This window comes from Arthrobacter bambusae, from assembly GCF_030812595.1.
GTDB classification, from domain to species: Bacteria; Actinomycetota; Actinomycetes; order Actinomycetales; family Micrococcaceae; genus Arthrobacter; species Arthrobacter bambusae_B.
Map to the genome: position 1 here is coordinate 21,158 of NZ_JAUSSZ010000004.1, position 25,598 is coordinate 46,755.

A 25,598-nucleotide genomic window follows, 5' to 3' on the forward strand; every position below is an offset into this window, starting at 1 on the left:
CGATGGCCCGCGACGCAAGCTCCTGGGATGAGTCCGATGTTCGGATCCGCCCCAACAAGAAGGGCACACGCCCCCGCACCAAGGACCGGCCCAGCCACGACGACGCCGTCATCGGGCGAATCATCACGGTCGACCGCGGGCGCTACACAGCGATCGTGGGCGAAAGCTCGGACAACGAACGCATTGTCGTTGCGGCCCGCGCGCGGGAACTCCGGCGCTCCCCCGTGGTTCCCGGTGACTTCGTGGCCCTCGTAGGCGACGTGTCCGGAGCCCCGGACACGCTCGCCCGCCTCGTGCGCGTCGAGGAGCGAAAAACCCTCCTGCGCCGAAGCGCCGATGACACGGATCCGATCGAACGGGCCGTCGTCGCCAACGCCGACCAGCTCGTTGTGGTGGTCGCGGCCGCCAACCCCGAGCCGCGGACCGGATTCATCGACCGCGCCTTGGTGGCAGCGTACGACGCCGGAATCGAGCCGCTGCTGCTCGTCACCAAAGCGGACGTCAAAGATCCAACGGAACTGCTCGCCAACTATGTGAGCCTGGGTTTCCCCATCATCATCAGCCGGACGGCCGACGCCGGGGCCTCGGGCATCGACGCCCGTTCCGACGACGGATTGTCCGCCCGCCTCGATGGCGACGCCGTCGGCCAGTTGCGGGACTACCTCGACGGCAAGGTCACCGTGCTCCTGGGCCATTCCGGCGTCGGGAAGTCCACCATGGTGAATGCACTCACTGGCGCCGAACGCGCTACGGGCGGGGTCAACGCGGTGACAGGGCGCGGACGGCACACCTCGTCCTCCGCCCTCGCCCTGAAGCTCAGCGACGCCCCTGGCGGCAGCTGGATCATCGATACCCCCGGCATCCGTTCCTTCGGCCTCGCCCATGTGAACCCGGACCGGATCCTGCATGCCTTCCCGGACCTGGAACCGGGAACGGAACAGTGCGAGCGGGGCTGCAAGCACGATGCCTCCGCTGTTCGATGCGGACTGGATTCGTGGGTCGCCGAAGGCCACGCCGGCGAGTCAGGCCCGGCCCGATTGGCCTCGTTGCGCCGGCTCCTTGGCGCGGACCCGCGCATGGAAGCACAAGAGGCGAAGGAACTGGGTACCGTCAACTGACGGCCAACTAACTGTGCCTCTTACCGTCCTACCTCCCCGGCTCACCAGCGAATAGGCGGTAGTTTGGAACCATGACCCAACCCGATTCGAGCTACAACGACGACCTGCGGCTGGCACATGTCCTGGCCGACTCCGTCGATTCCCTGACAATGGAGCGGTTCAAGGCACTGGACCTTCAGGTGGAGACGAAGCCAGACCTGAGCCCGGTTACCGATGCCGACAAGGCCGCCGAGGAAGCAATCCGCGGGCAGCTCTCCCGTTCCCGCCCCCGCGACGCCGTCCTCGGGGAGGAATTCGGCAGCACGGGCCACGGCTCACGGCGTTGGATCATCGATCCTATCGACGGGACGAAGAACTTTGTGCGTGGGGTACCCGTCTGGGCCACCCTGATCGCCCTCGTGGACGAGGGCGAGGTAGTTGTTGGACTCGTGAGCGCTCCGGCGCTCGGCAAGCGTTGGTGGGCGGCCAAGGGCTCAGGCGCCTACATGGGCCGTTCGCTGGCCGCAGCAACCCGGTTGAGGGTGTCCAACGTGTCCCGGCTTGAAGATGCCTCGCTCTCCTACTCCGAGCTCTCCGAGTGGAAGCAGCATGGTTCGCTGGACACCTTCCTTGGCCTCGAGAATGATGTCTGGCGCAGCCGCGCGTATGGTGACTTCTGGTCCTACTGCCTGGTGGCCGAAGGCGCGGTGGACATCGCCGCCGAGCCGGAACTCCAGGTGTACGACATGGCGGCCTTGGTCCCGATCGTGACCGAAGCCGGCGGACGCTTCACGTCCCTGGACGGCGCCGATGGTCCGTTCGGCGGAAACGCCGTCGCTACTAACTCGATCCTGCACTCAGAGGTACTCAAGAGGCTCAACCCCGAGCTCGACGACCTGCTCTAGCCCACCTCCTTCACTGAATAAACGACGGCGGACGCCCCCTTTTGGGGGCGTCCGCTCCTTTTTGTTCGGCAGAAGATGGATTCTTCAGCCTGTGTAATATTCCGCTTAACAATCGACGCTCGCATTGGAACCGGCCGTGCCCGTGTCCTAGTCTCTTTACAGGTCACGAGTGCCAGCGCGAAACCCCGGTTTGCTGGCCGGCAACCCTCCATCGCGGCGGGGTGCCCCGGGTGACGACCCGGCCGGTCCGGAACGGATGCGGCAAGCGCGGACCCCCTGTACGCAGGGGTCCCTCTTGAGTGAGGTCCCATGAGCACAGCCACATTTACTTCTCCTGCTCTTTCGCAGAACGACGAATCCGCACAGCAGCACGGTGAATCCCTGCCCCGCGCATTGCGCCCCCTGGCCGCGGTCACCGGCGCGGAGTTGCGGGCGCCACTGATCCAGGGCGGCCACGTCCGCTACGCCAACCTCGACTACGGCGCTTCCGCACCCGCCCTGACGGTGGTCTCCGCGTACCTTAACGAAATCCTGCCGTACTATGCGAGCGTCCACCGCGGCGCGGGCTATGCCTCCCAAATCAGCACTTCGGTCTACGAAAATGCCCGCAACATTGTCCGTGACTTCGTTGGCGGCAGGCCGGACGATTCCGTCATTTTCACGCGCAACACTACCGATTCCCTCAATCTTCTGGCCGGCTGCCTGGCGGTCGAACACGGCAAGCACAGCGGCGAAGTCCTTTACCTGGACATCGAGCACCACGCGAACCTGCTGCCGTGGCAAGGAGTCCCCCACCGAAGCATTGTTGCCGCGGACACGTTGTCCGAGACCGTGGCCAATGTCCGCACGGCACTTTCCCATGGGGGCGTCAACCTCCTGGCGGTCACCGGCGCGTCGAACGTGACCGGTGAGATCCTGCCCATTGGAGAACTCGCCGCCCTGGCCCACGAATTCGGGGCGCGGATTGTGGTGGACGCGGCCCAGCTTGCTCCGCACCGCCGTATCGACATCGCCGCCGCGGATGTTGATTACCTGGTGTTCTCAGGGCACAAGCTCTATGCGCCGTTCGGCGCCGGTGTCCTGGTGGGCCGTCCCGACTGGCTCGACGCCGGCACACCGCACCTGGCAGGAGGGGGCGCCGTCCGCGAGGCACGCCTTGATTCCGTCAGCTGGGCCACGGGCCCGGCCAGGCATGAGGGAGGCTCACCGAATGTGTTGGGCGCGGCCACCCTCGCCCGGGCCACACAAGTCATCGCCGGACTCGACCACGATGAATGGCACGCCCACGAGGCTGCCATCCGCACGCACCTGGTCGAGGGCCTCCAGCAGATCGACGGCGTGACCGTGCACCAGATCTTCAGCGACACCGATCCCCGGGACACCATCGGCGTCGTGAACTTCTCGCTCCAGGGCTACGACGCCGGGCTCGTTGCGGCCTATCTTGCGGCCGAGCACGGCATTGGCCTGCGGGACGGACGCTTTTGCGCCCACCCGCTGCTCAAGCGTCTTGGCCTTCCCTCCGGGTCCCTGCGCGCCAGTTTCGGCCTTGGGTCCCGTTTGGAGGACGCCACCCGGCTCATCGCGGGGATCAAGGCGCTCCAGAGCGACGGACTCGGCTGGGACTACGTGGTTGATGCCGGACGTTGGGTGCCGGCGAACGACCACCGCAGCTACCCGGAGTGGGCTCCCAACACCCCCGGGACCGCCGGCGCCGCTCCCTGCAGCACCGACTGATTGCGGTAGATTCGTAGGGTATTTTTTCCTCTCCTACGAAGGAGTTCCTGCGTGGCCCCGCGACCCATAGGCACGTCAACCGGCCCCAAGCTTTATGCGGAACGGCGCCTTGAACTCGGTCAGAGCTTCCAGGACGGCGGAGAACACTATGACCGTGTCCGGCCCGGCTACCCCGCGGATTCGGCTGACTGGCTGCTGCCGGAAGGCGCTCGGGACGCGGCAGACATCGGGGCCGGTACGGGAAAGTTCACGTCGCTCCTCCTTGAGCGCGGGCTCGCCGTGTCTGCCGTGGACCCCTCCATGGACATGCTTTCCCAGCTGCGCAAAACGTATCCACAAGTGATCGCCCTGGAGGGCACGGCCGAGGCAACCGGACTGGCGGACTCAGCATTCGACGTCGTCAGCGTTGCCCAAGCCTGGCACTGGTGCGATCCCCTCGCGGCGAGCACCGAGATCGCCCGGATCCTTCGCCCCCAAGGCGTTATCGGCTTGATCTGGAACCAGTTGGACACTTCAGTGCCCTGGGTCCATCGCCTGTCCCGCATCATGCATGCCGGCGATGTCCACAAGCCGGGCTTCCGGCCTGTCGTGGGGCCGGAGTTCACCGGCCTCGAAAGTCACGTGACGCGATGGGAGGATCCCGTGACTCCGGCGGACCTCCTCGAGCTCGTGAAGTCGCGCAGCTACTACCTGAGGGCAAACGACGCCATCCGCGCCAAGGTCACGGGCAATCTTCAGTGGTACCTCTTCGAGCATCTGGGGCACGCCGAGGGCGAGATCATCCCCTTGCCTTATCTGACCCAGAGCTGGCGGGCGCGGAAGGCCTGACAGGGCCGGTTCACGATAGGCTTGGAACCGTGAAGACCAGTGCGCCCTCCTCCTCGATCGAGGACTACGTCAAGGTCATCTATTCCTTCACGGAGTGGCAGGACAAACCCATCACGTCCTCGCAGCTCGCGCAGCGGCTGGGCGTCGCCAACTCATCCGTCTCGGAGATGGTCCGCAAGCTCAAGGACCAAGGCCTGGTTGACCACCAGCCGTACAGCGCCATTACTTTGACCCCCCAGGGAATGCAGCTTGCACTGGGCATGGTCCGCCGGCACCGCCTGATTGAGACCTATCTCGTGAGGGAACTGGGCTACAGCTGGGATGAAGTCCACGACGAGGCCGAGATGCTCGAGCACGCCGTCTCGGACACCTTCATCGATCGCATGGCCGCAAAGCTGGGCAACCCCGGTCGCGATCCCCACGGCGACCCCATCCCCGCTGCGGACGGTTCGGTGAGCCTGCCGCACGCACACCGGATGATCGAGCTCGACGACGGCCATTCCGGGAGGATCACCCGGATCAGCGACGAAAACCCGGAGCTGCTGCGGTACCTCGCTGCCGAGGAAATCGACCTCGATGCCAGCATCCAGGTGATTCGCCGCAAGCCGTTCGGCGGTGCGTTGGTGGTCCGGATCGGAAAAGGCCCGGGCAGCCGCGACTACGATCTTGCCGATGAGGTTGCCTCCGCGCTCTGGGTAGCCACGGACACCAAACACGAGGGGTGCGTCCTCGCGGAACGCTGAGGAAACTGTCGCTGGACCGCGTATTGGCAAGCGTGCGGCCTTGATAAACACTGCTCAGGCGCGCTGAGCAGCCGTTCCGCCGTCGTCGGACGCTGGACCTTCGGGAGTGTCCGCCGCCGGGGCGGCGAGCACCGGGTTCCGGATCCCGACGGCGGATGCCGCCGCCCCGAGGAAGAACAGCACGGCAGTGACCACCACGGCATTCATCAGACCTTGCCGGCTGAAGACCGGGCCGATGATGAGCCCGGCGAACGCGATGCAGATCAAGCCTGCGATACGGGCCACGGCGTTGTTCACAGCCGAACCGATCCCTGCCTCCTCCGTGGGTACCGCACCGAGGATGGCCGCAGTAAGGGGCGCCACCAAGGTGCTCAGGCCGATACCGAACACGATTTGCCCGGGCAGCACTTGTGTCCAATAGTTCAAGGGCTCCTGGACGGCCAAGGTCATGAGGAAACCGATTCCACAGATGAACGGTCCTGCCGTCATGAACCACCGAGGACCGTATTTGCCCGCCAATCCGCCGAAGAATGAGGCCGTGAGCATCAGGAGGACGGTCGCGGGGAGCAACGCGATCCCCGCCGTGGTGGCTTTCATGCCGCCCACTTGCTGCAAGTAGATGCCTACGGAGAAAAAGCCCAGCGACAGGGCGCCGTAGATGGCGAGCGTGGCGATGTTTCCCCAGCCGAAGTTTCGAATGCCGAAGAGCCTCAGGGGCAGCATCGGTTCCTCGGTCCGGGCTTCGTGGAGCAGGAAGAGAACCAGCCCGACGGCTCCGACGGCGAGCGGCATCCAGACCACCATGTTCCCCCAGCCCATGCGGCCTTGTTCGATGAAGGCGTAGACCGGGCCGCCGAGGCCCACCATGGCCAGGAACGCGCCGAGATAGTCGATCTTCTTGCTCGTGTCCGTGGCGGCATCGGACTTCCGCAACCCGGCGAGGATCGGCCAGACGGCTACGGCCGGAATTACGTTGATGAAGAAGATGACGCGCCAGGACAGCAGATCGACTGACGCGCCGCCGATCAGCGGCGCGACGATTGCGGCGGCGCTGGTCCATCCGGACCATTGGCCGATTGCCTTGGACTGCGCGGGCCCGGAGAAGAAAGTGACGATCATGGCGAGCGAACTCGGGACGAGCAAGGCACCGGCGATTCCCTGCAGGGCCCGCGATATCACCAGCACCTCCCCGTTCCAGGCGAGGCCGCACGTGATCGAGGTGAGGGTGAAGCCGGCGAGTCCCCATTCGAGGATGCGAGCGCGGCCGAAGTGGTCGGACAGCGATCCGGCAACCAGGATCAGCGCGCCAAGGGTCAAAAGGTAGGCATCCACCACCCATTGCTGGATGACAAGGCCGCCACCGAGTTCGCGGCCAATCGCCGGGAGCGCGAGGTTCACCACGAAGCCATCCAAAATGGCGATGAACGAGGCCACGATAGCCACAACAAGGACCCGCTTTTGCAGAGGGGTGCTTGGCAGCAGGGCAGCTGCGTCGGTCATGAGCACAGCTTACGCCTGCTTGAACCCCGCCGGCCGAGCTCCGGGCCGGTCCGGCCACGGCGAAAGTCCCGTATCGTTGAATGGTGATTAGCAGACGTGACGCCGCACTGGCCCTTGATATTTCGATGGAAATGGCCCAACGCCACGGCATCCCCTCCCGGCTTTCGAAAGCCGAGCTGAGCGAGCTGCAGGACAATCCACCGCAATGGCTCCTCCAATCCCGCGCCAACCGCACCGGCAAGCGTCCGGTGTGGGTGCACCTGAGCTGCGTGGTGTGCGGTTACACCGAGGCCGCGCGTCCCAAGAAGTGGTGGCCTGAGTTCACCTACGTTTTTTGTGGTCACCACCGGAACAGCGAGGTTCCAGGAGTCCTGCCCGGAGAGGTCCGGAGCGAGTACGAAGGGATCGGCTCGCGGTTCGTTGGCGTCGTGGACGTCCCGGCCTCAGACGCCTAGCTTCCCGGGCGCATCGCGGCCGGTTGATTTCGCCGGAAACAGGCGTAGCTTACAGAGAGAGGGCCTTTCAGGACCCTCTTTGCAGGATCTTCACGGAAGATCCGTAGTTAGGGAGCATGACATGCCTGACAAAGCGCCGCACCAGCACGAGAAGAAAAGTATGAAGTCCATCAAGGAGAAACGGGCAGTGAAACGTGCCAAGCACGAGTCCGACGCCGCGGCGGATCCGGTGGCCCATTTGAGGATGCGGAAGAAGTAGCAAAAAGCCGGAGCCGACTTGGCCCCGGCTTTTTGGCGGGCTGGTTCCGTCGCAGGCCCGGCTCCTCATGAATCCTCGTCGGTCATTTCGCTGGGCACGGCCACAATTGCGTGGATTTTGCCGTCGCGCAGGACGGTGAGGAGGAACGGTTCCCCGATGGCCTGCGAGAACAAGAGCTTTTGGAGGCTCTCGGCGCTGGAAACCGCCCGCGACTGCGCACTGAGGACCAGGTCTCCCGCGAGCAGTCCTGCCCGCTCGGCCGGAGATCCCGCGATGACTTCCACCACTCGCAGCGCTTCCTTCTGGCCTGTCCGGATCACCGCGCTCGCGTCCAGCGGAATCGGGGTGCTGACCAACCCGAGGTATGCCCGATGGACCCGGCCATCCTTGAGCAGGGCGGCGACGATCCGTTGAGTGGTGGCGTTGATGGGGACGGCGAGTCCGAGGCCCAGCCCGGCCAGTGCGGTGTTGATCCCTACAATCCGCCCCCTGGTGTCGGCCAAGGCTCCCCCGGAGTTGCCCGGGTTAAGCGCCGCGTCGGTTTGGATGACGTCCTCAATGACCCTGCTGTGCCGGCCCGACCTGACCGGGATGGAACGGCCCAGCCCGCTCACGACGCCCGCGGTCACTGATCCTGCCAGCCCCAACGGATTACCCACAGCGATCACCAATTGACCCACGCGCAGGGATTCCGCATTGCCCAGGGTGGCGGGCGGCGGCGTGTGGTGCCCGCGGACAATGGCGAGGTCGGACAAGGGATCCGCACCAACGAGTTCGACGTCGGTATGGGTTCCGTCGGCGAAGATCGCCCGCCCGGAACGGAGGCCGGAAACCACGTGGGCGTTGGTCAGCATATAGCCATCCCCCGTGAACACCACGGCGGAGCCGCTTCCAATCCTGACTTGGCCGTTCCTGCGGGCGCTGCTCATCTCCAAAGCCGCAACGTGCGGCGTGACTGTTTCCGCGACGTGCATCACTGTCCGCGAGTAGGCGTCCAATGCCTCGTCCTCCGACGGGGTGTCAGGGGTGTCCTCGGGAAAGGCTTGTTCCGGCAACGTACTCATCGTGCACCTCCTGTAACCGGTGGTGCCTATATCAACGAATGCGGTGCTGCGGTTAGTCCGTTCCGTCCTACGCCGTGGGTGAACTCCGTCACGCCGCTGATGACTGGGAAGCTAACCCCACAACGCTTTGCGCAGGAGTGCTTTGAGCTGGGCGGCTTCGGCGTCGTCCAGCGCCGCCAGCACTTCGGATTCCGCATCGCGGGCAGCAATGGCTGCTTGGGCGAGGAGTTCGCTTCCCTTCGACGTTGCAGTCACGGTCTTGGCCCGGCGGTCCTGATTCCCCGGCGCCCTGACCACGAGCTTGCGCTTTTCCAGTTCGTCCACCAAGGCGACGATTTGGCTGGGGTCCAGGCTGAGGAAGTCCGCCAACTCCCGCTGGGTTGGCTCCAGGCCGCTGTCGGCCAGGAGCAGCACTGAGTACGACCTCACTTTGAGGTCGAACTCAGCAAGCGCCCGGTTGTTCACGGCCGAGCCGCCGGCGTGGAGCTTGGCCAGAAGGAAACCCACGTCGTGGCTGATCGGAGCGGCGACCAGCCGGTCCTTCGTGGCAGTCCGCTGCTCGTCCTGCGTCTCGATCGTCATAACAAACTCCAATAATCTTCAAAATCAATCGTTGACATTTTCAACTATGCATATTTTCATGGATACAGAACAGCATCCCATGCCGAAGGCTTGGATGCACGGTGATCGAGCAAAGGAGCAGCGATGAGCCTGTCAGGAAAAGTAGCGATTGTCACCGGGAGCGGTCGGGGCCTGGGTCTGGCATACGCCCGGGAACTGGCCCGCCAGGGCGCGGCGGTGGTCATCAACGACGTCGACGCCGAGGTGGCCGGCGAAGCGGTCCGGACCATCGAGGCCGACGGCGGCCGGGCAGTCGCCGTCGTCGCTCCCGTAGGCAGCACCCAAGCAGCGAAACAGCTGGTGGAAGCGGCCGTTACGGAATTTGGCCGCCTGGACATCCTGGTCACCAACGCCGGCATCCTGCGGGACAAGAGCCTGCTGAAGATGACGGACGAGGACTTCGATCTTGTCATCAACGTCCACCTCCGTGGCACCTTCACATGCGCCCGCGAGGCATTCGCTTACTTCAAGGAGAACGGGATCGCCGGCCGCATCATCGCCATCGGCTCTCCCACCGGGCAGCGCGGCAACTTCGGCCAGAGCAACTACGCCGCTGCGAAGGCCGGAATCGTGGGCATGGTCCGGACCTGGGCACTGGAAATGAAGAAGGCCGGCGTCACTGCCAATGCCGTGATACCGGTTGCCGCCACGGCAATGACCAAGACCGTCCCGTACTTCCGGGCTGCGGTCGAGGCGGACGAGCGCGGCGAGGCCATGCCGCACTTCTTCCGCCATGAGCTCGGCTTCGGAACGGCCGACGACGTCGCCGGACTCATTGCCTTCCTCGCCTCGGACGCCGCGGCCGGCATTACCGGCCAGGCGATCGGCGCCGGCGGAGACCGCCTGCAGCTCTGGACCCACCCCGAAGCAGCAGCAACCGAATACCGCGAGGGCGGTTGGGGCTACCAGGATCTGCTGGAGAACTTCGGCCCGCTGTTCGGAGACAAGCTGCAAAGCGTCGGCGAGGAATTCCTGCCGTTGCCCGAGGAACTGCAGCCCGAAGCGGCTGCGGGACAGGTCCGCTGACATGGCCACGCAGCGTTACGAGCTGGGCATCGATCCCGCAAAGCTCGACGCGATCGACATGCACGTCCATCTCGAAGTGGACAGCTGCGGGCACGGCTCGCTTCCTGACGCGCTCACGGAAGCATCAGCCAAGTACTTCAAGGCCGAGGACCGCACGCCGTCGCTGGACCGGATCGCCGAGGTGTACCGCGAACTGGACATGGCCGCCGTCGTCTTCACCGTAGACGCACGGACCCAGCTCAAGCATGAGCCCAACAGCATCCCTGAACTCATCGCCGGGGCCGCCCGGAACAACGACGTCCTGATCCCGTTCGGGAGCGTGGACCCGCGCACCGGTGCCGAGGCCATCCAGGGCGCGAAGCACCAGGCGATCGACCTCGGCGCCCGCGGCTTCAAGTTCCATCCGAGCCTGCAGGGCTTCGACCCCTCCAGCGAACAGTTCTACCCCCTCTGGGAGACCCTGCAGGAACTGGGCCTCCCGGCCATTTTCCACACCGGCCAAAACGGCATGGGCGCCGGACTGCCCGGTGGGTACGGCATCAAACTGGGCTATTCCAACCCGCTCCTGCTGGACGCCGTAGCCGCTGACTTCCCCGAACTGCAGATCATCATGGCCCACCCCTCCGTGCCGTGGCAGGACGAGGCCAACTCGATCGCCATGCACAAAGCGAACGTGTTCATCGACCTCTCGGGATGGTCGCCGAAGTACTTCCCCGAGTCGCTCGTGAAGGCCTCGAACTCGTACCTGCAGGACAAGGTGCTCTTTGGCACGGACTTCCCGCTCATCACCCCGCAGAAGTGGCTGGCCGCGTTCGCCGAACTCCCGCTCAAGGAGGAGGTCCGGCCAAAGATCCTCAAGGACAACGCCGTGCGCCTGCTCGGGTTGGACGGCTGACATGAGCCTGGAGACCCACGTGGAGACAGGGGTGGCGGAGCGCCTCTACGACGTCTGCGACTACTACGACGCCGAGTCCCTCCTCACCGACGACGAACGCGGGGTCCTGGGCCGCCTGCGCGACTTCCTGGACCGCGAAGCGAAACCACTGTTGGCCGACTACTGGGAGCGCGGCGAGTTCCCTGCGCAGTTGGCCCGGCCACTCATCGATCTGGACCTGATGGAACCGGCGGAGCTGGCCATCCACGGTCCGGCACGGGGCATCTACCAAGGCTTCCGGATCTTCGAACTCGCCCGCACGGATGCTTCGCTGGCCACGTGGTACACGGCGCAAGCCGGCCTCTTCCGCACTGCGATCCGCGTCGGTGCTTCCGAGGAGCAGCAGCGCGAGTGGATGCCGCGCGTCGTCGACTTCTCGCTGAAAGGCGTGTTCTCGCTGACCGAACCCGAGCACGGCTCGGACATTGCCGGCGGTCTCTCTACTACGGCACGCTTTGAAGCAGACCACGACGGCGGAACCTGGGTCCTGGACGGCGCCAAGCGGTGGATCGGGGGCGCCTCAACCGCGGACGTGCTGTGCGTGTTCGCCCGCGACGTCGCGGACGGACAGGTCAAGGCGTTCCTCGTGGACCGCGAAGCGCCCGGAGTGACCTTGGAGAAGATCCACCGGAAGACGTCCTTGCGGATGATGCAGAACGCCCACATCACGCTCGATGGCGTCCGCGTCACTGAATCCATGCGCCTGCACAACGTCGGCTCCTTCAAGGACGTGGCGGCGATGCTCCGGGCCATGCGCTCCGACGTCGCCTGGATCGCCACCGGCATCCAGGCCGGCGCTTTCGAAGCGGCCCTTCGCTACGTCCGCGAGCGCCGGCAGTTCGGCCGCCCGCTTGGTTCCTTCCAGCTCGTGCAGGAGAAACTGGCCCGCATGCTTGGCAACCTCACGGCAAGCTTGTCCCTTGTGGTCAGGCTGAGCGAACAGCAGTCCTGCGGGGTCTACCGCGACCAGGACTCCGCGCTCGCCAAGATGCAAAGCTGCGTGGCCATGCGGGAAACAGTCGCCCTCGCCCGCGAGGTGGCAGGCGGCAACGGAATCACGCTTGAGAGTGATGTTGCCAGGTTCCACGCGGACGCCGAAGCGGTCTACTCCTACGAAGGAACACACGAAATCAATGCCCTGATCGTCGGGCGCGCCCTCACGGGGGAGAGCGCCTTCGCGCGCTAAGCCGCACTTTTCCACCCGCCACAATCACCAGGAGGCAACAATGCCCAATCTCGTCGTCGACTTCGACAAACTGCTCACCCTCGCCGGAACAGATCTCGGCGTCACCGAATACCGCGAAATCACCCAGGAACAGATCAACAAGTTCGCGGACGCAACCGGAGACGAGCAGTGGATCCACGTCAATCCGGAACGCGCCAAGGACGGCCCGTTCGGCGCCCCGATCGCCCACGGGTTCCTCACGCTCTCGCTCATCATCCCGTTCTGGGGCGAGCTGTTCGACGTCGAAGGCGTCACCACCAAAGTGAACTACGGCCTGGACAAGGTCCGTTTCACTTCCCCGGTCAAGGTGGGCGCGCGTATCCGCATGCAAGCCACCATTTCCGAAGTCACCGAAGTCAAGGGCGGCGCCCAGATCAAGGTGTCCAACACCATCGAAATCGAAGGCCAGGAACGCCCCGCCGTCGTGGCCGAATTCCTCGCCCGTTTCTACAAATAGCCGTTCCCCCAACAGCCTGCGTCCGCGGGCCCTCCCCCCACCTCTGCTTTAAGGAACAACGATGTCCCAAATATCGCAGCTTCAATCCATGGACGTGGCTACCAGGCGCAAGGAAGCACGCACCGTCATTGCTTCCAGCTACCTGGGCAGCACCATCGAGTACTACGACTTCCTGCTCTATGCCACAGCCGCGGCCGTGGTCTTCCCCAAGGTTTTCTTTTCGGGAATGGACGACTGGGTGGGCGTCGTTGCCGCCTACGGAACTTTCGCCGCGGGATATGTAGCGCGCCCGCTGGGTGGAATCATCTTCGGGCACTTCGGCGACAAGCTCGGACGCAAAGGAATGCTCATTGTGTCCATGTTGGTCATGGGCTTGGCATCCGCGCTGATTGGCCTGATACCCGGCGCCTCCGTGGCCGGACCTTGGGGTGCCGTGATGCTTGTTGTGCTCCGCGTTTTCCAGGGAATCGCGGTGGGCGGCGAGTGGGGCGGGGCCGCCCTGATGGCGTTGGAGCATTCCGAATCGGCCAAGCGCGGCTTCGCCGCGTCGTTCGTCAACGCGGGTGCGCCGTCGGGCGCCGTGCTGGGCACACTGATCATGGGCGCGTTCTCGGCCCTGCCAAACTCCCAGTTCCTCGCTTGGGGCTGGCGCGTTCCCTTCCTGCTCTCGTTTGTCCTGCTTGCGGTGGGCATGTTCGTCCGGCTCAAGGTTTCGGAGAGCCCGATCTTCAAAGCCGCCATCGAACAGGAAAGGGCTGCAAAACACGAAAGGACAGCCTCTGACGCGGACAAGCGGGCCACGACGAAGCCCGTCATCCCGCTCCTCCAGGTGCTGCGTCGGCCCAAGACCCTGGTTTTCACCATGCTCGCCGGAGCCGCCGGTTTTGCGCTCCAAGTGGTGCTGGCAACATTCGCAGTCACCTTCGCCGTCTCCAAAGGCGCCGACCGCCAGGGCGTGCTGTACGCCTTTGCCGCCGCTTCCTTCATTTCCATCGCCTTCGTGATCCTTGGCGGCAGGCTCTCCGACAAGCTGGGCCGCAGGCCCATCATGATCGGCGGGCTCGTACTCTTCATCGCCTATCTGGCACCGATGTTCCAGCTGCTGTCCTCGAACAACGTCTTCCTGGTCTTCGTCGCATTCACCGTCGGCCTGATGATCCACTCAACCCTCTTCGGGCCCCTCGCGGCATTCGTGTCTGAACAGTTCGGCACCACGTCCCGCTACACCGGAGCCTCGCTTGGTTACCAGCTCGCCACGCTTCTCGGTGCGGGTTTCACTCCGGGGATCGTGGCCCAGATTTTCAAGGACTCGGGCCAGAACACTGGCTCGGTGGTCCTCTACCTGGCCGGGATGTCCGTCGTCTCCATCATCTTCATCCTGTTGACCCGGGAACCGAAAAACAACGATTTGCAGGCCGTCCGGCCTTGAAGCCGGAAAAGGTCTAGCTTGGGAATAAGAAAGGACCGTCATGGAGAACTTTGGCATTGGTTCGTGGCTGCAGCGTCGCCGCCCGAAGTCCGGTAGCAAGATTGCCCTGATCTTCGGAGACCGCGAACTCAGCTACGAGGAATTTGCTGAACGATCGGACAGGCTGGCCAACGCTCTGAAAGCCGGGGGCGTCACCAAGGGCGACAGGGTGGCCTATCTCGGTGACAATCATCCCGCTTTCCTGGAAACGCTTATTGCCTGCGGTCAGCTCGGGGCGATCTTCCTACCCCTCAACACGCGATTGGCCCCGCCGGAGATCACCTTCCAGCTCGAGGACTGCGGCGCCGTCGTCCTGATCCACTCCGCGAACCTCAACGGCCTTGCGGCCAGCGGCGCGGAAGGCACGCGGGTGGGCCGGCGCATCGTCGTCGGCGATTCCCGCCCAGGCGAGAGCCCCGCTGCCCTGGCCACGGCCGGAAGCGAGATCCCGACGGCGGTGGAGGACTACGAAGAGGTCGTCGCGTCGGGGGCTTCCCGGCATCTGGACGAGGAAATCGGGCTCGATGACGGGGCCATGATCCTCTACACCTCCGGAACGACGGGACGCCCCAAAGGGGCGCTCCTGACCCATGGCAACATCACCTGGAACTGCATCAACGTGATTGTCGACTTCGATTTCTCTTCCGCCGATGTAGCGCTCATGATCTCGCCGATGTTCCACGTCGCTTCGCTCGACATGGGAGTATTGCCGACACTCCTCAAGGGCGGGACCGTCGTCCTGGAGTCGAGGTTTGATCCGCAACGCACCCTTGAGCTCATCGAACAGCACAGGGCCACCACCATTAGCGGTGTCCCCACCACCTACCAGATGCTCTGCGAGCATCCGGCCTGGCCGACGTCGGACCTTGGCTCCCTCAACAAACTGACCTGCGGAGGATCGGCAGTTCCCATGCGGGTCCTGGAGGCCTACGAAGCGCGCGGGCTGCGTTTCTCCAACGGCTACGGAATGACCGAAACAGCGCCGGGCGCCACTACTCTGCCCGCAGACAGGTCCCGTGACAAAGCGGGCTCGTCCGGGCTCCCGCACTTCTTCAGCGACGTCCGGATAGCCGACATCGCAGGCGGCGTTGCCGAACAGGGCGAGGTGGGCGAAATCCAGATCAAAGGTCCCAACGTGATCCACGAATACTGGAATCGGCCGGATGCCACGGCCGAGTCATACGCCGACGGCGGCTGGTTCAAGTCCGGCGACATGGGCTACAAGGATGCCGACGGATTCGTCTTCGTCTCGGACAGGCTCAAGGACATGATCATTTCGGGCGGCGAGAATATCTACCCTGTCGAGGTGGAACAAGCGATCAGCGAACTCGACGCCGTGGGCAGCGTGGCGGTCATCGGCGTGCCGGATGAGAAGTGGGGAGAGGTGCCCCGCGCCGTGGTGGTGCTCCGCGAGGGCGCCTTCTTGACCGAGGACGAACTCAAGGAGCACCTGGCTGGCAGACTGGCCCGCTACAAAATCCCCAAAACTGTGGTGTTCGTCGACGACATGCCTCGAACGGCCAGCGGAAAGATCCGCAAGAGCGAGCTTCGCCGAAGCACCGTTTCCTGAAGGATCCGTTGCTAAGTTGCCGAGACGTCGGGGCGGCGGGCGACGTGCCGCGGCGCGGCGCGGTGCCGCGGCGCGGCGCGGCAATTGGTTAACAACCATGAACGGGGGAAGGCGCGGGTGTTGCGTAGGTGTCCCTGAAAACAGGTATGGGGTACTCAAGAATGCAAGCGCCCGCAGTCCTATCGTGTCGGTCAGTGTTCATGCCCAAAACAGATGGGCGGAATGCCGCGACTGGGCCCGGACGGACGGGGCCGCGGCCAAGCAACAGGCAAGGAGCCGTGCTGAATGGAGGACCCACATTCCAAGAACCGGGGTCGGCGCATCGCCAACGCAAGCCAGCAGGAGAATGACTGACACTCCTTACCGGGCCTCCCCCGCCAGCCCAGGCCGGCGGAACGAGGGCCTCTTGTAGCAGAACGCAGCAACCAGCCGACGGGCTGAGATCGGGGCGAACGTGGACGGGCAACAATGGATTTGGGTCGTGATGGTCCTTATCGGAGCCGCACTGGTAGCCGCTGTGATGGTCTTTGGGCACCAGAAACGGAGGCAGGATCGCAACCCCGTTGCCAAACATCGCGACGGGCACCCCGGAAGCCCTCCTGACGGCGTCGCCAGCTCGGACGGCGAGCCGGCCGCCCGGAGCCCGAACCGCTGAGACCGCCCACGCCTGGACCAGCGAACCGTTGCACAGCGAACCGTTGCACAGGGCCACCAGCCCGGGCAACGAAAACACCCCGGTCCGAAGACCGGGGTGTCACCGATGACCCGCCTCATCCGTGAAGGATGTATCGACTCATCACAAAAAGTGGAGATGGGGGGAATTGAACCCCCGTCCGATGTCGTGTTGTCAGGGCTTCTCCGGGCGCAGTTCGCGTCGGATTTTCTCGGCCCCAGCTATCCTGCGAACAAGTAGCTGATCCGGGCCCAGTCATCTAAGAGTCCCGCTTGCCTCGATGACGAAGGCAAACAGCAGTGGCTATCTAAATGACGCCAGGATCCGGGGCGATAGCAACCTCGGGCTGACGGACTGTCTTACTGCTTAGGCAGCAAGAGCGAAGTCAGTGCGCTTAGAGTTGGCACTTATTGGTTTGCAGACAGCGTTTACGAGATAATTCTGCATCCTCGGCCCGCTTCACCTGTCGCGACTAACATCGTCGAAACCGATCATCCCCGTATTTTGTTATCAATCCCTGCAGAACGACGATCACTCGAAAGCAACCGCCCAAAACCTGCCGGGTTAATCATCATAACGCATCGCGGCACCCAAACATTCCTGGACACGATCCGGCGGCCGCTGCACGTGGAGGTGCGCTTCGCGAAACTCAGCGCCTGTTGCGCTCGCGCAGTTCACGCAGCGATTCGCGCTTGTCCTGCTGTTCGCGCAAGGTCTGCCGCTTGTCATAATCCTTCTTGCCTCGAGCCAACGCAATCTCCACCTTGGCTCGTCCATCCAGGAAGTAAAGCTGCAGGGGAACCACCGTCAACCCGGTTTCGCGGATCTTGCCGGAGATCTTGTTGAGTTCCTCGCGGTGTAGCAACAGCTTCCGACGGCGGCGCGCGGCATGGTTCGTCCAGCTCCCCTGGTTGTACTCAGGGATATGGATGCCCTCCATCCACAACTCGTCGTTGTAGAAAGTGCAGAACCCATCGACCATCGACGCATGGCCTTCGCGCAGGGACTTTACTTCCGTTCCCATGAGGGCAATGCCAGCCTCATAGGTATCCAATATGTGGTAGTCATGCCGAGCCTTGCGATTGGTGGCCACTACCTTACGGCCACTTTCCTTGGGCACGGTAGAACTCCTTGGTTGTCGAAGAATCACACTAGTCTACGCCAGCAGAACCCTTCTGGTGCGGACTACAGAAGGTTCATCGGGTCAACAGCCTGGCCATTCACCCAAGTTTCAAAGTGCACGTGGCAACCGGTGGAGTTACCTGTGGTGCCCGAATATGCAATGAGCTGACCCTGGCTTACCTGCTGTCCGGAAGAAACCACCACGCTGGTGTTGTGGTAGTAAATCGTGGTCAGGGTATCTCCGTTGATGACTCCGTGCGAGATCTTGACACGGTTGCCACCGCCATCGTTCCCCCAGCCTGCCGAAAATACAGTGCCGGCAGCGGCTGCGTACACGGGCGTTCCACAGGGGGCACCGAAGTCAATGCCCGTATGCATGTAGCCGCCCTGGCCGTAGAAATCGATGGTTCCCGGCGGTGTCGCGCGCCAACCGAAGCCTGAGGTGATCGGGATATTCGCGGGTACCGGGTGAATCAGGCCGAAGTTGCCGCGCGGGTTGCTCGCCGGCGGGACGAAAGGTTGCGGCGCTGCCTGGCCCTGTGCCTGCGCGGCTGCTGCAGCGGCCGCGGCCAGACGCTGCTGTTCAGCCAACCACGCCTCGCGAAGCTTGCGGTCCCGTTCGGCGATGTCCGCGGCGACTGCATCCTGTTGGGCCTTCACCTGCGCAAGCTGAGTCTGGATCCCGGGTTTGGCCGCCTGTAGCTGGCTATTGAGCCGGGTCGTGTCGGAAATAAGCTTGTCGACCTGCGCCTTCTTGGCAGCGGCATCATCGCGGGCTGCCTTTTCGCGCTCAAGTGCAGCGTCCGCTTTCGCCTTGAGGTCGCGGATCTCCTGTTCGACGGCGGCGAGCCGGGCTTGGGAGTTCACGTTCATGGCACTCTGCTGCGTCAGCTTTGTCATCGTGGCGTTCTGGCTACGCATCGCCTGGTTGGCCAGGTCCATTGTTTCCGTGAGGTTGCCGCCGTCGTTCGATCCGAACAGCAAGGCAACGTTCGTGGGAACGCCACCGGATTTATAAGCCTGCGCCGCAATCTGGCCGATGAGCTTCTTGGTGTCGGTGACCTTCTGCTTGTCGTTTTCCAGCTGCTGTGTGATCTGGGCTTTGCTCTGCTGGGCCAGATCAACGCGGGCAGCCAGGGCGTCAGCGTCCTTCACCGCGGTGGCGACCTTGCCTTGGGCGTCGAGGAGCGCCTGTTGGGCACCCGGAAGCTGTCCTTGGTAGACCACGAGGTCACCGGCCGCCTTGGCGATGTTGGCGTCAACGAATTCCAACGACTGCTGCACACGCGCCGATTCGGCGTTAAGGGCGGCTTGCTGGTCATCGAGGTTATCCGCGTGCGCCACGGACGCTGTTCCAAGGCTCGCAGCCAGCGCGATGGCAATCACGGAGCCGGTAACCTTGGCACGGCCACTCACCGTGCGCAGCTGCAAGGCAGCCTGGTGCATCCGGGGCATCGGCTGTCCTGTTCGCTCGGGATCAGTGGTCTTCATGGCTACACCTTGAGATATCGGCGGAGGGTCAGAAGCGAGGAGATCCCAGCCAGGCCGCCGCCCAATGCTATGAGGACCGGAGCGATAACGAGGACCTGGGTCGAAGAAATAAACGGAGTGTTCAGGAACTGCTGCGACAAGTCTCCGTTGAGCCAGAACTGCGCCACCAGCCACAGTGTACCGGAGGCCAGGACCGCACCCACGACGGCGGCGATGACGCCTTCGAGGATGAACGGCAATTGGATGACTGTCTTCGATGCTCCAACCAGGCGCATGATTCCTGTTTCCCGTCGCCTGCTGAACGCGGACAGCCTGATGGTTGTGGTGATGAGCAGGACTGCGCAGAAGATCATGACACCCGCGACCACCATCGCCGCCACGGAAGCGCCGTTCATCCACTCAAAGATCCGTTCAAGGACCTGGCGCTGGTCGCTGACCGATTCCACGCCGGGCTGGGACGAGAAAGTCTCACTGATGATCTGGTACTTCTGGGGGTCCTTCATGTTGATCCGGAAGGACGAAGGAAGCTGGTCCTGGGTTACAGAGTCAACAATCGGAGAGTTGGAGAACTGCTCCTTGAAGTGTTTGAACGCATCGGCTTGTGATTCGAATTGGTAATCGTTGATGTACTGCTTGACTGCCGGCGAGTCGAGCATCTTGGCCAGGTTGGCCTGCTGCTCCTTCGTGACCGCGCCTGAAGCACATCCTGTCGACGTCGAGGAGTCGCTGCAGAGGAAGATGGCAACCTGGACTTTGTCGTACCAGTACCCCTTCATCTGGTTGATCTGCATTTGCAGCATGCCGGCCGCGCCAACAAAGGTGAGGGAAACAAAGGTCACCAGGACCACGGAAATAACCATGGACAGGTTCCGGCGCAGGCCGCTGCCGATTTCGCCCAGGATAAAAGCAAGCCTCACTGCTGGACCCCCTGTGCGCGGTCGATTTCCGCATCGCTCGCGTCCTTCATTCGCCGGGACTCCCCGACCACCGGAATCATTGAGGTGTAGAGGGCACGCGCCTCATCACGGACCACAACTCCGTTCCGGAGCTCCACCACGCGCTTGCGCATCTCGTTCACAATGTCGTCGTCGTGCGTTGCCATGACCACGGTGGTGCCGTTCTGGTTGATCTTGTCGAGTACGCCCATGATGCCCATCGAGGTAATGGGGTCCAGGTTTCCGGTGGGTTCGTCCGCAAGGAGGATCCCGGGGCGGTTGACGACGGCGCGGGCGATGGCCACGCGCTGCTGCTCACCACCGGACAGCTCATGCGGCATGCGGCGTTCCTTGCCCTCAAGCCCGACAGTCTTCAGCACTTCCGGGACTGTCTCCCGGATGATGCTGCGGCTCTTGCCGATCACCTGCATGGCGAAGGCAACGTTGGCGAAGACATTCTTCTGTGGCAACAAGCGGAAGTCTTGGAAAACGACGCCGATTCCGCGGCGAAGCTTGGGCACTCGCCAGCTGGAGATATTGGCTACGTTCTGGCCTGCGACGTAGACCGAACCGGATGTCGCCCGGTCTTCCTTCAGAATGAGTCGTAGAAACGTCGACTTGCCGGAGCCCGAGGCCCCGACGAGGAAGGTGAATTCTCCACGGTCAATCTCAAGGTTGACAGCATCCAGCGCAGGACGGGCATTGGCGTCGTAAACCTTGGTGACATTCTCAAATCGGATCATGACTCTTCAGAACCCCGCCGGACATGCCACGTTCGGCCAGTCCAACCGCCAGCGCACGGGCTTTCGTTGGGGGAGGTTGAGCGCCGGCTCTTCGACTATACGCACGCTCCGCGACGGAATCCCGGGCTTGGGACGGTGTGTCGCCCAATCAGGGAAGGCGCCGTCACCCTTCGGCGTTGCGGTTGCCCGTGCGCCAGCGGATGCCGGCGTCGATGAAGTCGTCGATGTCGCCGTCGAACACCGCTGAGGTGTTGCCCACTTCGTGCTCGGTGCGCAAGTCCTTGACCATCTGGTAAGGATTGAGCACATACGAACGCATCTGGTCCCCCCACGATGCCTTCACGTCACCCGCGAGTGCCTTCTTCTCAGCGTCTTCCTGCTCCTTTTTCAGGAGGAGGAGCCGCGATTGGAGGACGCGCATTGCCGCTGCGCGGTTCTGCAGCTGGGACTTCTCATTCTGCATGGACACCACAATCCCCGAGGGGATGTGGGTCAGCCGTACGGCGGAGTCCGTAGTGTTGACGGATTGCCCGCCAGGACCGGAAGACCGGAAGACATCGACGCGGATCTCATTGTCCGGGATGTCGATCGAGTCGGTCTGCTCAATAAGCGGGATGACCTCGACGGCGGCAAAGGACGTTTGCCGGCGGCCCTGGTTGTCGAAGGGGCTGATTCGGACAAGCCGGTGCGTCCCGGCTTCGACACTGAGGGTACCGAACGCATAAGGCGCCTTGACCTCGAACGTAGCTGACTTAAGACCGGCCTCTTCAGCGTACGAAGTGTCCATGACGGTGGTCGGGTATCCATGGCGTTCCGCCCACCGCAGGTACATGCGCATGAGCATTTCGGCGAAGTCCGCAGCATCCACACCGCCGGCGCCCGCTCGAATCGTGACAACGGCTTCGCGTTCGTCGTATTCGCCCGAGAGCAAGGTCACCACTTCAAGTTCTTTGAGTGCCTTGCGGATGGAGTCGAGTTCCGTGGCGGCTTCCACCATGGAGGCGTCGTCGTCCTCGTCCTGGCCGAGCTCGACCAGGACCTCAAGATCGTCGATGCGGTCCGTCAGCCGGTTCAACCGTTCGAGTGCTGACTGGCGGTGGGACAACTTGGAGGTAATCACCTGGGCAGAGGCCGGATCGTCCCAGAGGTTCGGTTCACCGGCCCGCTCGCTCAGTTCTGCGATCTCTTCCTTGAGCTTCTCGACATCGGAAACCTGTTCGATGGAGCGGTAGATGGCGCGAAGTGCGCGGATTTCTGCGGGAAAGTCAATCTGAGCCATGGTTGTTCCAGAGTACGCCATCCATTGGTCGCCTCGGCACGGGTTTGGACGTATGACGCATGGTAACTAGCGGATGAGCCGGGACCGCGCAGTGGAACGGGCCTCGATCGGAACGCCAACGGGCAACAGGAAGCTGACCACGGGCGGATGGGCGACCGCGCTCAGCACCACTTCCGCCGTGGCGCTGTCCGGACTGCCGGTCCCCCGTGCGACGGCCAGTTGATCGAACCGTGAATGGGCGCCGTTTTGGCTGAGGTATGACTCGGCAACACTGCGAACCCGCTCGCTGTCCAGGACCGCAGACGGGGTTCCAGCACCGCTTTCCACCTGGCCAAGGGAATAGCTATCCGCGGCTGCCACCGAAGCTCCATCCGCCATGGAGAGGAGCTTCTTGTGTTCGATGTAGATGGCGGAGACCGCGGCGACGACCGTGGCCAGCAAAAATGCGATCACCACGTAGCCGATGGTCAAGACCATCAACTGGCCGCCTTCCTTGTCCGTCCCACGCGTCTGCGGTGCGCCCGCCATCGGAGGAAGGCATGTCATCGGAACCGTCCCGCGATTTGTGTGGCCGACGCGCTCAGGTTCGCAGCATCCAGGCTCAGAGCCTCTCCAAAAGGCACCATCGGCAACGGCACCGTGAGCTTGACCGTAACAGTGACCGCAGCCCCTCCAGACAAGCAATCCCCGCGGTCGCAGGCGATGTCCACAATTGCCTGCTCCGCGGCGTGGCCATAGTCGGCCAGGGTCAGAAGAGCGGCCTGTTCAGCAGCGACGCGTCCCTGTGATGTGTCCTTTTGCATGACATAGACCTTGGCGGCTTGGTCCGCGGCCCCCACGACGGCGAAGGAACCACCCTGGATTTGTCCGATCGTGACGATGAAATAGACCAAGGGAGCCATGAGCAGGAGGGAGAGCATGATGAACTCGACCACTGCACTTCCCTTTTCGGAGGCGGCCTGTTCGGAGGTGGCCTCCCTGAAGCGGACAAGCGCACCACCAAAATCAACCGGAAATCGCGGCATGCCCCCTCACCTCCAGCGCTGCACCGGTTCCTATCAACCCGATGACCGGCAAGGGGGCCCGGACTGCCACTTCCAAGGTGCGGATTCCTTGGAAACTGGCCTCCGACGTCGAGACGTCCCGTGCAAAGTCTGCGTTCAGCGCCGTTCTGATCAGGTCTGCGGTGCGCTCACGCGCATCGGCCGGTGTCCGGTCGGCGAGAGTGCCGTAGCGGGCTCCGGACGAGGCCGCGTCAATGAGGGTATTGCGCACGTGCAACACAAGAGTCAGTTGAATGACAGCGAGGAAGAACACCGTCAAGAGGCCGCCCACCAGCACAAAATCCACGACGGCGGAGCCCTGTTCATCGGCGGAGCCCCGTTCATCGTCGGGGCCGGCAATCATGCCACCGTCATCACCCGCTCCCCGGCCACGGAACGGCATGGGCTTACTTTCCGACCTTGCTCATTGCCTGGTTGAAAAGGCCCTCAAGCGCTGGTCCGGCCAGCGCAAGCAGGCCAGCGACAAGTGCGGCGGACATCAGGGTAATCATGACCCAGGCAGGGATATTTAGATACCCATCTGGGCTAAGGTATGGTCATGTCAACTACGACTGCAGCGATATACGCCAGACTCAGCCAAGACAAGCGCCAGGGCACTTCCGAGGAAGGCTCTAGCGTCAAGTCCCAGATCGAGGCATGCAAGCGCTACATCAGCGCTCAGGGATGGATTTTGGGCGAGATCTACCAAGATAACTCGATCAGTGCCACCACCGGAGCCGAGAGGCCAGCTTTTGAAAAGATGATCGAGGACGCACCCGCCGTCGTCGTCGCCTTCAAACAGGACCGCTTAAGCCGTAGCCTCATGGATACCCTACGCATCAAGGCCGCTGGCATCACCGGCCACATGTGCGATGGCGGAAGACTGGACTTCTCCAGCGCGGACTCTGAAATGCTTACGGTCATCCGGACAGCCGTAGACAGTGCGGAAGGCCGCAAGAAGGCAGAGCGCCAAAAGCTCGCCACCCTCCGCGACGCCAAGGCCGGAAAATACCGGGGCAGCATCCGTCCCTTTGGTCAGAAGCGCACTGGAGAATGGGTACCGGCTGAGGCCGAGGCCATACGGGAGGCCGCCAAACGGCTTGCCGAGGAGAAGCAGACCTTCTTTAAGACAGCTGAGATCTGGAACGCTGCCGGTCTGCTGACCCCCGCAACCGGCAAGCAGGGCGGAAAGATGTGGACTTCCGGCACAGTCCTGAACTTCTTCACGCGCCCCCGGCTCTTCGGCTACCAAGCCTATGAGGGAGAGCTATACGAGTTGAAGGGATGGACCCCTCTTTTGGACGAAGACACCTTCAACCAGATCCAGACCCTCATCGTAAAGAATCGCTCCGGTAAGCGCGGAGTCTCGGGAACACGCTCCGACATACACCTTCTGACTAATATCGCACGCTGCATCGACTGTGACCGTGGCATGAACACGGGACAGCGCGGAGGCCCGGGGAGTCCCAGGCTCTACAGGTGCCCAACGGTCAAGCATCAGTCCGTAGCCGCACCGCCGTTTGAAGATGCCGTCAGCCTCCATGCTCTGGATCTCCTGATGCACCATGACGACAGCAGGCAGGAAGCGGAGGAAGCATCAAATGCGCTAGCCGCTCTGATGAGTGAAAAGCGCGTCGCCGAATCCGAGCATGACAAATGGGTGGGCGAAGCTGCCGTTGCCGGACTAAGGCCCTCGATCATCGCCAAGAATGAGGAAGCCCACCGCCAGCGGATGACTGCCATGGATGATGAAATCCTCAGACTCAATCGCGACATGAAGGTTTCTATCTTTCAGCTTCCAGATACCACTGTCGACCGCTCCACGGACATGACCGAGCGGCATCTTTGCGGCTGGCGTTCGGTATCCATTGGGCAGCGCCGAGACCTCCTGAAGACACTGTTCGAGCGCGTGACCATCGAGCGCGCTGGACAGGGAAAGCGCTTCGATGCACAACGCATCAGCTACATTTACACTCCGCTGGGCCGGAAGTTGGTCGATCGTTGGGCCGAAGCGGAGGCAGAATTTTTGACGCTGCATTGATCCAGCAACTCAAAAGAATAACACCCGTCAGCCTACTGGCGGGTTTTTTTTGATCCCATTTCATGAAAAGCGCAGCTTATACCCCACATCATGAGAAGTCAACGCAGGGCTCGTTTTTTCAATGGTAGGATAGGCATATAACAATGCATGGGGCATTTTACATCTAAGGATACACATATGTCAAACACGCCAATAGGCCGCCCGCGCGGTTCCACCCGCTCAGCCCTTGAACGCTCCCGCCAGTCGCTAACCATGCGCCGCAACCGCTACGACGACCTCCCGCACAAGCACGAGAAGGAACGCAGAGCGGTACTCCTCTCCATACTGGAGGCCGAAGCGCTCGTTACACGTCTAGAGGCCGACGACCCGGAAGCCAAGGCCTAGA

The 25,598-nt window shown here is 63.0% G+C and carries 26 protein-coding genes, 1 other RNA gene and 1 riboswitch; of the genes, 15 read left to right on the forward strand and 12 right to left on the reverse strand.

Annotated features, from left to right (window positions below; all coding sequences use genetic code 11):
* Positions 1-2: 2 nt before the first annotated feature.
* From rsgA to J2S96_RS07255, 5 genes are all read left to right on the forward strand, one after another.
* The gene (gene rsgA / locus J2S96_RS07235; protein ID WP_306861361.1) at positions 3-1,118 is read left to right on the forward strand and encodes a ribosome small subunit-dependent GTPase A; all 1,116 of its coding nucleotides are present in this window, start codon (positions 3-5) and stop codon (positions 1,116-1,118) included.
* Positions 1,119-1,189: 71 nt separating this feature from the next.
* Positions 1,190-2,002 (forward strand): histidinol-phosphatase, encoded by an 813-nt coding sequence (hisN, locus tag J2S96_RS07240; protein WP_306861363.1) that lies wholly within the window; start codon positions 1,190-1,192, stop codon positions 2,000-2,002.
* Positions 2,003-2,163: 161 nt separating this feature from the next.
* A riboswitch (SAM riboswitch) is annotated at positions 2,164-2,276 on the forward strand.
* A 35-nt stretch (positions 2,277-2,311) separates the two neighbouring features.
* Entirely contained in the window at positions 2,312-3,736 is a 1,425-nt protein-coding gene (locus J2S96_RS07245) for an aminotransferase class V-fold PLP-dependent enzyme (RefSeq protein ID WP_306861365.1), read from the forward strand.
* A gap of 51 nt (positions 3,737-3,787) precedes the next feature.
* The gene (locus J2S96_RS07250; protein WP_306861367.1) at positions 3,788-4,564 is read left to right on the forward strand and encodes a class I SAM-dependent methyltransferase; all 777 of its coding nucleotides are present in this window, start codon (positions 3,788-3,790) and stop codon (positions 4,562-4,564) included.
* A gap of 29 nt (positions 4,565-4,593) precedes the next feature.
* On the forward strand, positions 4,594-5,307 hold the full coding sequence (locus tag J2S96_RS07255; RefSeq protein ID WP_306861370.1) for a metal-dependent transcriptional regulator: 714 nt from the start codon (positions 4,594-4,596) through the stop codon (positions 5,305-5,307).
* Between the two features lie 54 nt (positions 5,308-5,361).
* Here the strand turns inward: J2S96_RS07255 and J2S96_RS07260 are convergent, their stop codons facing one another.
* Positions 5,362-6,813, reverse strand: a complete 1,452-nt coding sequence (locus tag J2S96_RS07260; protein ID WP_370873038.1) for an MFS transporter — start codon at positions 6,811-6,813, stop codon at positions 5,362-5,364.
* 74 nt (positions 6,814-6,887) lie between these two features.
* Between J2S96_RS07260 and J2S96_RS07265 the strand changes: the two genes are divergently transcribed.
* Both J2S96_RS07265 and J2S96_RS07270 read left to right on the forward strand, forming a co-directional pair.
* Positions 6,888-7,262, forward strand: coding sequence for a hypothetical protein (locus J2S96_RS07265; RefSeq protein WP_306861374.1), 375 nt, complete (start codon positions 6,888-6,890; stop codon positions 7,260-7,262).
* Positions 7,263-7,383: 121 nt separating this feature from the next.
* Positions 7,384-7,521, forward strand: a complete 138-nt coding sequence (locus J2S96_RS07270) for a hypothetical protein (RefSeq protein ID WP_306861376.1) — start codon at positions 7,384-7,386, stop codon at positions 7,519-7,521.
* Between the two features lie 65 nt (positions 7,522-7,586).
* Here J2S96_RS07270 and J2S96_RS07275 read toward each other — a convergent pair whose 3' ends face one another.
* Both J2S96_RS07275 and J2S96_RS07280 read right to left on the reverse strand, forming a co-directional pair.
* Positions 7,587-8,585: a S1C family serine protease gene (locus tag J2S96_RS07275; protein WP_306861378.1), complete on the reverse strand. Its 999-nt coding sequence runs from the start codon at positions 8,583-8,585 to the stop codon at positions 7,587-7,589.
* 111 nt (positions 8,586-8,696) lie between these two features.
* Positions 8,697-9,167 (reverse strand): MarR family winged helix-turn-helix transcriptional regulator, encoded by a 471-nt coding sequence (locus tag J2S96_RS07280; RefSeq protein WP_306861380.1) that lies wholly within the window; start codon positions 9,165-9,167, stop codon positions 8,697-8,699.
* A gap of 123 nt (positions 9,168-9,290) precedes the next feature.
* On the opposite strand from J2S96_RS07280, the gene J2S96_RS07285 reads away from it, so the two are divergent.
* The 6 genes from J2S96_RS07285 to menE all read left to right on the forward strand — a co-directional run bounded on the left by J2S96_RS07285 (position 9,291) and on the right by menE (position 15,886).
* On the forward strand, positions 9,291-10,232 hold the full coding sequence (locus J2S96_RS07285) for an SDR family NAD(P)-dependent oxidoreductase (protein ID WP_306861381.1): 942 nt from the start codon (positions 9,291-9,293) through the stop codon (positions 10,230-10,232).
* Position 10,233: 1 nt separating this feature from the next.
* Positions 10,234-11,127, forward strand: a complete 894-nt coding sequence (locus J2S96_RS07290; protein WP_306861383.1) for an amidohydrolase family protein — start codon at positions 10,234-10,236, stop codon at positions 11,125-11,127.
* Position 11,128: 1 nt separating this feature from the next.
* Entirely contained in the window at positions 11,129-12,352 is a 1,224-nt protein-coding gene (locus J2S96_RS07295; RefSeq protein WP_306861385.1) for an acyl-CoA dehydrogenase family protein, read from the forward strand.
* Between the two features lie 40 nt (positions 12,353-12,392).
* The gene (locus J2S96_RS07300; RefSeq protein WP_306861387.1) at positions 12,393-12,848 is read left to right on the forward strand and encodes a MaoC family dehydratase; all 456 of its coding nucleotides are present in this window, start codon (positions 12,393-12,395) and stop codon (positions 12,846-12,848) included.
* 61 nt (positions 12,849-12,909) lie between these two features.
* On the forward strand, positions 12,910-14,277 hold the full coding sequence (locus tag J2S96_RS07305) for an MFS transporter (RefSeq protein WP_306861389.1): 1,368 nt from the start codon (positions 12,910-12,912) through the stop codon (positions 14,275-14,277).
* A gap of 40 nt (positions 14,278-14,317) precedes the next feature.
* Complete coding sequence (gene menE / locus J2S96_RS07310; protein WP_306861391.1) at positions 14,318-15,886, forward strand: o-succinylbenzoate--CoA ligase; 1,569 nt, start codon at positions 14,318-14,320, stop codon at positions 15,884-15,886.
* A gap of 803 nt (positions 15,887-16,689) precedes the next feature.
* Here menE and ssrA read toward each other — a convergent pair.
* The 9 genes from ssrA to J2S96_RS07355 form a co-directional block, all read right to left on the reverse strand.
* Positions 16,690-17,058, reverse strand: a transfer-messenger RNA (tmRNA) gene (gene ssrA, locus J2S96_RS07315).
* A 150-nt stretch (positions 17,059-17,208) separates the two neighbouring features.
* Positions 17,209-17,679: an SsrA-binding protein SmpB gene (gene smpB, locus J2S96_RS07320; RefSeq protein ID WP_028264808.1), complete on the reverse strand. Its 471-nt coding sequence runs from the start codon at positions 17,677-17,679 to the stop codon at positions 17,209-17,211.
* Positions 17,680-17,744: 65 nt separating this feature from the next.
* Positions 17,745-19,172, reverse strand: a complete 1,428-nt coding sequence (locus J2S96_RS07325) for a peptidoglycan DD-metalloendopeptidase family protein (RefSeq protein ID WP_370873039.1) — start codon at positions 19,170-19,172, stop codon at positions 17,745-17,747.
* Between the two features lie 2 nt (positions 19,173-19,174).
* A complete protein-coding gene (gene ftsX / locus J2S96_RS07330) occupies positions 19,175-20,089 on the reverse strand; it encodes a permease-like cell division protein FtsX (RefSeq protein ID WP_306861394.1) in 915 nt (304 codons plus the stop codon).
* Positions 20,086-20,850, reverse strand: a complete 765-nt coding sequence (gene ftsE, locus J2S96_RS07335) for a cell division ATP-binding protein FtsE (protein WP_306861397.1) — start codon at positions 20,848-20,850, stop codon at positions 20,086-20,088. The genes ftsX and ftsE overlap by 4 nt, the downstream gene beginning before the upstream one ends.
* Positions 20,851-21,013: 163 nt before the next feature.
* A complete protein-coding gene (gene prfB / locus J2S96_RS07340) occupies positions 21,014-22,129 on the reverse strand; it encodes a peptide chain release factor 2 (protein WP_306861399.1) in 1,116 nt (371 codons plus the stop codon).
* Between the two features lie 66 nt (positions 22,130-22,195).
* Positions 22,196-22,606, reverse strand: a complete 411-nt coding sequence (locus J2S96_RS07345) for a hypothetical protein (protein WP_306861401.1) — start codon at positions 22,604-22,606, stop codon at positions 22,196-22,198.
* Between the two features lie 65 nt (positions 22,607-22,671).
* Positions 22,672-23,154: a hypothetical protein gene (locus J2S96_RS07350; RefSeq protein WP_306861404.1), complete on the reverse strand. Its 483-nt coding sequence runs from the start codon at positions 23,152-23,154 to the stop codon at positions 22,672-22,674.
* A complete protein-coding gene (locus tag J2S96_RS07355) occupies positions 23,135-23,536 on the reverse strand; it encodes a TadE family protein (protein WP_306861756.1) in 402 nt (133 codons plus the stop codon). Before J2S96_RS07355 ends, J2S96_RS07350 begins: the two co-directional genes overlap by 20 nt.
* 195 nt (positions 23,537-23,731) lie before the next feature.
* Here J2S96_RS07355 and J2S96_RS07360 point away from each other — a divergent pair, with 195 nt between their 5' ends.
* Both J2S96_RS07360 and J2S96_RS07365 read left to right on the forward strand, forming a co-directional pair.
* Complete coding sequence (locus tag J2S96_RS07360; protein WP_306861407.1) at positions 23,732-25,213, forward strand: recombinase family protein; 1,482 nt, start codon at positions 23,732-23,734, stop codon at positions 25,211-25,213.
* 177 nt (positions 25,214-25,390) lie between these two features.
* The gene (locus J2S96_RS07365; protein WP_306861408.1) at positions 25,391-25,597 is read left to right on the forward strand and encodes a hypothetical protein; all 207 of its coding nucleotides are present in this window, start codon (positions 25,391-25,393) and stop codon (positions 25,595-25,597) included.
* Position 25,598 lies beyond the last annotated feature (1 nt).

Bases quoted from the DNA above. Each gene is read 5' to 3' on its own strand.
- rsgA (WP_306861361.1), top strand. From the start codon at position 3: ATGGCCCGCGACGCAAGCTCCTGGGATGAGTCCGATGTTCGGATCCGC.
- hisN (WP_306861363.1), top strand. From the start codon at position 1,190: ATGACCCAACCCGATTCGAGCTACAACGACGACCTGCGGCTGGCACAT.
- J2S96_RS07245 (WP_306861365.1), top strand. From the start codon at position 2,312: ATGAGCACAGCCACATTTACTTCTCCTGCTCTTTCGCAGAACGACGAA.
- J2S96_RS07265 (WP_306861374.1), top strand. From the start codon at position 6,888: ATGGTGATTAGCAGACGTGACGCCGCACTGGCCCTTGATATTTCGATG.
- J2S96_RS07270 (WP_306861376.1), top strand. From the start codon at position 7,384: ATGCCTGACAAAGCGCCGCACCAGCACGAGAAGAAAAGTATGAAGTCC.
- J2S96_RS07275 (WP_306861378.1), bottom strand. From the start codon at position 8,585: ATGAGTACGTTGCCGGAACAAGCCTTTCCCGAGGACACCCCTGACACC.
- J2S96_RS07280 (WP_306861380.1), bottom strand. From the start codon at position 9,167: ATGACGATCGAGACGCAGGACGAGCAGCGGACTGCCACGAAGGACCGG.
- J2S96_RS07285 (WP_306861381.1), top strand. From the start codon at position 9,291: ATGAGCCTGTCAGGAAAAGTAGCGATTGTCACCGGGAGCGGTCGGGGC.
- J2S96_RS07290 (WP_306861383.1), top strand. From the start codon at position 10,234: ATGGCCACGCAGCGTTACGAGCTGGGCATCGATCCCGCAAAGCTCGAC.
- J2S96_RS07295 (WP_306861385.1), top strand. From the start codon at position 11,129: ATGAGCCTGGAGACCCACGTGGAGACAGGGGTGGCGGAGCGCCTCTAC.
- J2S96_RS07300 (WP_306861387.1), top strand. From the start codon at position 12,393: ATGCCCAATCTCGTCGTCGACTTCGACAAACTGCTCACCCTCGCCGGA.
- J2S96_RS07305 (WP_306861389.1), top strand. From the start codon at position 12,910: ATGTCCCAAATATCGCAGCTTCAATCCATGGACGTGGCTACCAGGCGC.
- menE (WP_306861391.1), top strand. From the start codon at position 14,318: ATGGAGAACTTTGGCATTGGTTCGTGGCTGCAGCGTCGCCGCCCGAAG.
- J2S96_RS07325 (WP_370873039.1), bottom strand. From the start codon at position 19,172: ATGAAGACCACTGATCCCGAGCGAACAGGACAGCCGATGCCCCGGATG.
- ftsE (WP_306861397.1), bottom strand. From the start codon at position 20,850: ATGATCCGATTTGAGAATGTCACCAAGGTTTACGACGCCAATGCCCGT.
- prfB (WP_306861399.1), bottom strand. From the start codon at position 22,129: ATGGCTCAGATTGACTTTCCCGCAGAAATCCGCGCACTTCGCGCCATC.
- J2S96_RS07345 (WP_306861401.1), bottom strand. From the start codon at position 22,606: ATGGTCTTGACCATCGGCTACGTGGTGATCGCATTTTTGCTGGCCACG.
- J2S96_RS07350 (WP_306861404.1), bottom strand. From the start codon at position 23,154: ATGCCGCGATTTCCGGTTGATTTTGGTGGTGCGCTTGTCCGCTTCAGG.
- J2S96_RS07355 (WP_306861756.1), bottom strand. From the start codon at position 23,536: ATGATTGCCGGCCCCGACGATGAACGGGGCTCCGCCGATGAACAGGGC.
- J2S96_RS07360 (WP_306861407.1), top strand. From the start codon at position 23,732: ATGTCAACTACGACTGCAGCGATATACGCCAGACTCAGCCAAGACAAG.
- J2S96_RS07365 (WP_306861408.1), top strand. From the start codon at position 25,391: ATGTCAAACACGCCAATAGGCCGCCCGCGCGGTTCCACCCGCTCAGCC.